The organism is Streptomyces sp. TLI_105 (assembly GCF_900105415.1).
Classification (GTDB): Bacteria; Actinomycetota; Actinomycetes; order Streptomycetales; family Streptomycetaceae; genus Streptomyces.
Genome location: NZ_FNSM01000002.1, coordinates 167,558 through 174,384 on the forward strand (window position 1 = coordinate 167,558; position 6,827 = coordinate 174,384).

6 protein-coding genes, 2 pseudogenes and 1 CRISPR repeat array (1 of these 9 cut by a window edge) are annotated in these 6,827 nt (G+C 66.8%); of the genes and pseudogenes, 2 read left to right on the top strand and 6 right to left on the bottom strand.

Annotated features, from left to right (window positions below; translation table 11 throughout):
* Positions 1-254 precede the first annotated feature (254 nt).
* From BLW86_RS40130 to BLW86_RS40150, 5 genes and pseudogenes are all read right to left on the bottom strand, one after another.
* Positions 255-1,214: a hypothetical protein gene (locus tag BLW86_RS40130; protein WP_143060369.1), complete on the bottom strand. Its 960-nt coding sequence runs from the start codon at positions 1,212-1,214 to the stop codon at positions 255-257.
* Positions 1,215-1,710: 496 nt separating this feature from the next.
* Positions 1,711-2,037 carry a hypothetical protein gene (locus tag BLW86_RS40135; protein WP_093879244.1) on the bottom strand — a complete coding sequence of 109 codons (327 nt, stop codon included), beginning with the start codon at positions 2,035-2,037 and terminating at the stop codon, positions 1,711-1,713.
* A gap of 4 nt (positions 2,038-2,041) precedes the next feature.
* Positions 2,042-2,461: pseudogene (locus tag BLW86_RS40140) on the bottom strand (IS5 family transposase); the annotation flags it as partial.
* A 21-nt stretch (positions 2,462-2,482) separates the two neighbouring features.
* Positions 2,483-3,724, bottom strand: a complete 1,242-nt coding sequence (locus BLW86_RS40145) for an IS110 family RNA-guided transposase (RefSeq protein WP_093879198.1) — start codon at positions 3,722-3,724, stop codon at positions 2,483-2,485.
* 338 nt (positions 3,725-4,062) lie between these two features.
* Positions 4,063-4,472: pseudogene (locus BLW86_RS40150) on the bottom strand (IS5 family transposase); the annotation flags it as partial.
* Between the two features lie 332 nt (positions 4,473-4,804).
* Between BLW86_RS40150 and BLW86_RS40155 the strand changes: the two are divergent.
* Positions 4,805-5,341, top strand: coding sequence for a hypothetical protein (locus tag BLW86_RS40155; RefSeq protein WP_256341782.1), 537 nt, complete (start codon positions 4,805-4,807; stop codon positions 5,339-5,341).
* Between the two features lie 77 nt (positions 5,342-5,418).
* Entirely contained in the window at positions 5,419-6,321 is a 903-nt protein-coding gene (locus BLW86_RS43740; protein WP_256341783.1) for a DUF4231 domain-containing protein, read from the top strand.
* A gap of 143 nt (positions 6,322-6,464) precedes the next feature.
* Here the strand turns inward: BLW86_RS43740 and BLW86_RS42490 are convergent, their stop codons facing one another.
* On the bottom strand, positions 6,465-6,626 hold the full coding sequence (locus BLW86_RS42490) for a hypothetical protein (RefSeq protein ID WP_177181996.1): 162 nt from the start codon (positions 6,624-6,626) through the stop codon (positions 6,465-6,467).
* A gap of 173 nt (positions 6,627-6,799) precedes the next feature.
* Positions 6,800-6,827: a CRISPR direct-repeat array (repeat unit 30 nt); it runs 367 nt beyond the window's last position.

Below are 6,827 nucleotides of genomic sequence, written 5' to 3' on the forward strand. Positions count from 1 at the left end.
CACCTGCCACCTGTCAGGGGCGTGCCATCCGCCGCCGGGCTTGCTCATGTCTCGACGCACCACCAGCACCTCCAGTTCTCTTCAGTTCCCTGACTATCAGGGAGGACCGCCGGCAATGTCATCGGCGGCGCTAGGGAGAAGAGCACTGGGAGGCAAGATCGTCGTCCGTTCATGGCTGTGCTCTCTGGACGCGCCAGATGCTCCATCCGGCTCAGGGAGGACAGCCTTGACAGAGAGACAGCAGTCCAACGGCGCTATGTACGCAAATCCTGCGGGGCTGCCGTGCCGGCCGCCTCGTAGAGGTTGCGTACCTGCCGGGCAAGGTCGGGGTGATCAAGAGCGATGACCGGATCCGAGGCATGGGCGATGAGCCCGAACATCTCGTGCACGAGTTTGTTGAACCGTGCAGGCGCGAGAACGTCGCCGGCCGTGAGGAGAGGCGGCGCCGCGTTGTCATGTGTAGCTCTGAGGTGGGCCTCGTAGGCGCCCACTGCCTCTCGCAGGCGACCCGGCCAGGGAAGGGAGGCAGGGGCCGGCCGAGCCTCACCGCGGAAGGTCGCATCGTTCGCGGCGCGCTGGCGGGCGGTGTGGGCTTCGTGCGACCGGTCAGCCCGTTCCTGGAGATCGGGGACGGCGCTGAGCTGGGCGGCGAGACGGATGATGGGCTCCTGGTGCTTGATCGCCCAGCTGTACTCCGCGGTGCGGTGCCGGCGGGTGCGGGCGAACTCGACGCGTTCAGCCTGGGTGAGGTTGTCGTGCGCGTAGTCGTCGAAGTCCTCACGAAGCTGGAGGTAGCGGCGCTCGGCCGCCTGCCGGCTCTTCAGTTCCAGAGCGGTGGCGATGCGGGACCAGGTGACCCGCCTTGCTCTGGCTGCCTGGATGAGGCGCCGCTCGTCGAGGAGCAGCTTGTTCCTGAGCTGGCGTACGACGAGCAGGCCGTCGAGGACTTCAGTCTCGTCGATGGCCGGGTCGAGGCGGCGGGCCCGGTCGATGAGCTGGTCGTACTCGGTCGAGATGCTGGAGAGCCCGTGGTCGCGGACCGGATGCCAGCTGGCGGTTTCCCTCTCTGCTCCCTTGGCTTTCTTTTTTGGGTCGAGCGGCTGAAGGAATCGCTCCCATGCAGACATCCGGGCGGGGTTTTCGCCGTAACGTAATGATGTCGTCTTCCGGACGACGTCATTTGTCGTCCTGCGGACGACACTTTCTCCGGCCATGCTTCCTTATCTCTCTGGTCAAATATCGGAATGATTGATTCAGCCCCCGGCGGCTGCAAGGAACCCCGCTTCAAGTCTCCGAGATGCCGAGGTCATGTGCAGTGACCTGCGGAGACCCCTGTGCTACATGGATGGCGGACTCGAGCGGGCGAGATGAAGCCGTCTTCCGAGCCCCGGGTAACTACGACGCTCCACCTCGATGAATATCCGGAATCACTTCTTCCTCTACAGCCATTCAAATCGACAGCCCGGGCCCATCTAACGCCATCCTCAGGGGCGTTCTGAGCGATATAGGGGACGGGACTGCAATTCGCCACCCTTCGCCAGGTCTTCCCCTCAACACGCCTGACGGAAAAGAGCCCTTAGTATGTAATGCCCTAATAGTCCCCTCCTCCCCTTAGATGCCAGAAGGTCATTTAGTCCCATCCGCCGAGACACGGGACTCCGATAGCGCGGGACATCTCCCCCTGTAAGAGGCCCTAACACAATGAGGTAGTCACCAGCAGGCCACGCACTGGGAGAGGTCTTCCGACAGGAAGATCGTGAAACGTCTCTGCGATCCAGTGACGGTCGCCATGTAGACCCGAGCTGTTCCTGCGGCTTGAAGTCTTGTGACGGCTTCGGCGAGTCCGGGCCGAGGTGGGACGCCCTTGTCGAGCATGACTTCGTGCCGCCAGGACCAGATGTCCCAGAGCTGTTCTGCGGAAGCCGTTTGGTTCAGGAAGACCTCGAAGTCCGCGCCTGCCTCCAGCTCGGCCAGGGTTGCCCGTGCAGAGATGCTGCCGTCCTGGGACAGTGCGGATTGCAGGGCGTCTCGGTTCATGCGATCAGTTTGCCGGGCCGGTCAAGGACAGCACCTGGCGGTGGGTGATCAGGCAACAGGCGAGCTTGAGGAAGGCTTCGTGGATGTCGGCTCGGCGTTCCCAGCGGACACGAAGTCGTTTGAAGCCGTGGAGCCAGGCGAAGGTGCGCTCGACCACCCATCGGTAGGCGCCCAGGCCGCTGCCATGGGCTGTGCCGCGCCGGGCAATGACGGGGATGATCCGCCGGGCCCGGACCTGGTCGCGGTAGATGTCGTGGTCGTAGCCGCGGTCGGCGAAGACCGACTGCGGCTTGCGGCGAGGCCGGCCGGGCCTGCCTCGGACTGGCGGGACGGCATCGAGCAGGGGCATGAGCTGGGTGACATCGTTGCGGTTGCCGCCGGTGAGGATGACCGCGAGCGGGGTGCCGTGTCCGTCGGTGATCAGACATCCGATGCGGTTAAGGAGTCAAGCCGCAGTCGCGAGGGAAGGTTCGGGTCGGGTGGGGAACGCAGCGGTTTCGTCGTAGTGGACGCGTTTGGTGAGGCAGTGGTGAAGGCAGCCGATCATGCGGTTGAAGAGGTTGCGTAGGGCCGATATGTGGCGGTCGTCGTCAGCGCGGCGGCGGTCGTAGTGCGCTCTTGCGCCTGGTGAGGCGGTCAGGGACGCGAAGGCCCAGAGGTAGCCGGCAGCAGCGAGGCGCTGATTCTTGATGCGGCGGGCCTTGACGGACAGGCTCTTGCCGGACGCCCGGGTGACCGGTGCGGCTCCGGCGTATGCCTTGAGGCCCTTGGCATCGGCGAAGCGGGACCGGTCGTCGCCGATCTCGGCGAGCACCCGGGCGCCGGTGAGTGAGCCGAGCCCTGGGAAGCTGGTGATGATCTCGGCGTCCGGGTGTGCTTCAAAAGCCTCCACCGCTGCTTCGGCGAGTTCATCTGCGCTGATGCAGGCAGTGTCCAGCTTTCGCAGCAATGTCAGGGCCTGACGGCCCATCGCATCCTCGACCAGCGGGAGTTGGCGCATCTGCGGAACGCGGAGTGCCGCATGCAGACGTGTCACCTCGTCCTCGATGCCACGCTGGCGCCCGGCTCGCTTCAGTACGGACCGCAGTTGGGTCCTGGTCAACCGGGCGGCCCGGGCCGGGGTGGGTGCGGCCGCCAGGAGTACTCGGGCGACGGGTGAGTTCAGTCCGCCGAGGATCGGCTGAACGGCGTCGAGGTAGCCGGGGAAGTACTCGTGCAGGTGGGATCGGAGCTTGTTGCCGGCCTGCGTGCGGTCCCAGACCGCGTCCTGTTGTGCACGGGCGAGGATGGCGACGGCCTGGGCCAGTTCGCTGTCGGCGGGCATCGTCCGGTGTGCCGCGGCATCGGTGCGGAGGATGTTGGCGAGGACCATCGCGTCGAGGTGGTCGGACTTCTTGCGCACAGCGGTGTGGCGTTCTCGGTATCGGGACGCTGCCATCGGGTTGATCGCGTAGACCGGCCGGTCACTGGCTCGCAGGCAGGCCACCAGGAGTCCCCGGGAGGTCTCGATGGCCACCGGTATGCGGGTGTCGGGACCGTCACCGTGATCGGCCAGGAGGTCGAGCAGTTGTTGGAGGCCAGTGGCATCGTCGCTGATCCTGGCCCGGGCCACCAGCTTGCCGTCGTTATCGACGAGGGCAATGTCATGGTGGTCGCTGGCCCAGTCGATTCCGCAGAACACCCTCATGGGCTTGTCTCACGTCCTTCCTGTCCGTGGCCACATGTTGTTGCTGGTCACAGCCGTGCAGGGGCACGCGACTCCCTAATGGAAGGGCTCTGGTGGCCCGTCATCCGATCAGCCGTTCGTGACCCCAGCTGCCCGCGGGGGCCTCGGTCTTGGCAGGGGCTCGACGGCTCCCCGGTGAGCTGAGAGGTGTTCCCCGCGAGGGGCTCGGACCACGGACACCAACGAATCGATCACCCGATCAGTAACGTCGCTGCCAGGGGCACGGGACCAGCGAGCCCGTCTGATCAAAGGGCTCCGGACCCAGTGGTGCTTCAGGCTTCACCGGCCCCGTGACTCACCATTAGGTGGTGCTTGGAGCCGGCCCGTCCCCGGTCGACTGGCGACGGGCCGGTCTGAAGCCCCCTTTTAACGCTCTGACGTGGCTGGAGTCGACAACCATCCGCGACCAGTCCAGGCGGGCCGCTGCGTTCAGCTCGGCCAGCAGCACCTCATGCAGCTGCTGCCAGACCCCGGCCTCGTTCCAGTCCCGTAGCCGGCGCCAGCACGTCATACCGGACCCGAAGCCGAGCTCCTGGGGCAGGTGCTCCCACTGGGCACCGGTATGCAGCACGAACAGGATCCCGCACAGCACCTGCCGGTCCGGGACCGGCTTGCGGCCCGGGTATCTGAACCGTCTCTCCCGCTTCGGCAGGAGCGGCTCGATCCGCTCCCACAGGTCATCCGACACGATCCACGGTGAAGCCCCCATGGCCGGACAACGCCGATCCCGACGACCGGACACGGCCACCAGGACCGATCCACCTCATTGTGTTAGGGCCTCTAAGACGTGGCGGCCGGCCTTGACCAAGAGAGTGCCGACCCACTGACGGCCCCTCACCCCACCTGGCCGGTCCGCAATGAGCGTGTCCGCGCCTCTTCGGTGCCGCAGGAGCTGACCGAGATGCGGATCGCCGTTGTCCCGAGGCGGTCGCCCCATCTCCGGTTGTCCAACGAGAGCGGGCTGCTGATGTGCCTGTTGTCCGCCGCAGGCTGGCCGATCATCGCCCTGACGCCGCATCCCTCCACGTGGCAGGGTCGGCTGTGATCACGAACAGTTGGTATATGGGGGCTTCCGTGGATGCGCGGATGTGGAACGGTCTGGTCGGTGTGGCGAAGGAGACGTACACCCCCTCGCTGGACAAGGGGGGCGAGCCGCGTCCGCTGATGATGCCGCTGATGCGCGGCGAGCTGGTCGGGCTGATGTGGGCCCGCCCGCTCAGCCCCGGGCAGGACATGCTTGCCGGAATCGCCGCGGCGGCCGGTGCGGACAAGGTGGTCCTTGCCTGGGAGACCCACGATGTCACCACCGCCTGCGAGCTTCCGGTCGTCGGTCCGGTCCCACGCCTCAACTTGGCGCTCGCCACCCGGAACGGGTACGTCCTGCACCAATTTCCCTATAACGAGCAGCTTCTGTCCCGCAACCCCGAAGGCTGGACGTCGGTCACCCTCGGCCGGAGACCGACCTTCGCGCCCCGGCCCGGCGGCGAGCCGGTGCCGCCGATCCAGGCTGCGGTGAACTTCTCCTTCGCCCCATCGAGCTGGACCGCTCCGACCCGTTCGGCGTCACCGTGGCGCTGATGGGAGAAGACGGCCGCCGCATCGGCCTGACCGAAGCGTTCGCCCCCTGAGCCTGCGCAGACGAGAGGACCGAAACCGTGGCCCGCAGCCTTGACGATGATGCACCCCGCCGCATCAGTGATGCCGACGAACACCTGAGTGCCGAGCAACGGCAGGCCGAAGCCGATGAACACTCCTCGCTGCGCAAGCTGCGGCACGACGTGAGGCAGACGGAGCGGGACCTGGTGCGGCGCAGGAGGAGAATCCGCACGGTGGCCCTGGCCCTGGCCGTAGCTGGCGGTGCGGTTCTGACGGGCCTGTTGTGGACGGTGCTGACCTGGGGCTCGCCCTCCCGGTTTCTCCGGGTGGACATCACCTGCGGAGTGCTGGCGCTGGTCTCCGGCGCGGCCGCCTTGGTCGCCGCGCCTCCCCGCGGCCAGTTGAGCCTGGCCCAGTTGGAGGACATGCTCGCGACGAACCGTGAAACCCTCCGGTTTCTCAGCGCGCTCATCCACCCGACGCTGAAGGAGCGGCGCAGCCTCTACCGCGAGGACGTGGCCGGAGTGATCGAGCAGCACCGGACGGACAGTCGTAAGTACCGGCTCATCCACAACACGCTGCAGAACCTCATCATGATCGGGGCTGCGTCCACAACGACCGTCGCAGCCCTGGACACCCGCAATCAGTTCACCTGGCAGAACATCACGATCGTCGCCATCGGCTTCACCGTCACGCTGGCAGCCGCCTTCACCGGCTATTACAAGTACCGCGAGCGCAGCTACTTCCTGCTCCAGACCGCCGACGCCATCGAGGAGGAGGCCAACGCCTTTACCCTTGGCGTCGGCCCCTACAGCGACTTCGACGCCGACCAGGAGCAGCAGGCACTGAAGCTGTTCACCCAGCGGGTCGAAGAACACCGCAACGAGCAGCGGCGCCGCCAGCAGCAGCTGGACCAGCCCGCCGACCAAGCCGCCCCGACTGGCCAACCGCCAGCAGCCTGATGGCGGGACGCCTACCGTCGTCGGCTGCAGCCCTGGATGTGACGGTCAAGGATGTCCCGCCGCCTTCGCCGTCGGCCCCTGGCAGCGACTCCACGTTGCGGCGCACCTGCTCGCCCCGCAACGACAGGCCACCGTCCGCCGGCTCACGCCTCGCCCAGGGCCTCCGCTTCCGCCTCGGCCAGTTCCTGGGCCCGCCGTCGGCGCTTCTGGTTCAAGAGCCACCGGCTCCACAGCGCAGGCTGCTCCAGCAGAAACGGGCGGGCGGGGCAGACGACCGCGTGCTCGATCCGGCAGACCGTCTCCAAGTCGGCGCCCTCCGGCAGGGGCTGGACGTGCTACCCGTACAGCGGCCATCGACGCAGACCCGGAAAGCAGCCCGCTGCCAGCGGTGCCGCAGGGTCGCTGCTTTCCAGGAGCACGGGGCTGCCGTCGGCGGTGACTCCCACCTCGCCGTCCAGCCCGCACGAAGGGCAGGTCGGGGACCATCCCCGCGTGCGCGGGGAGCA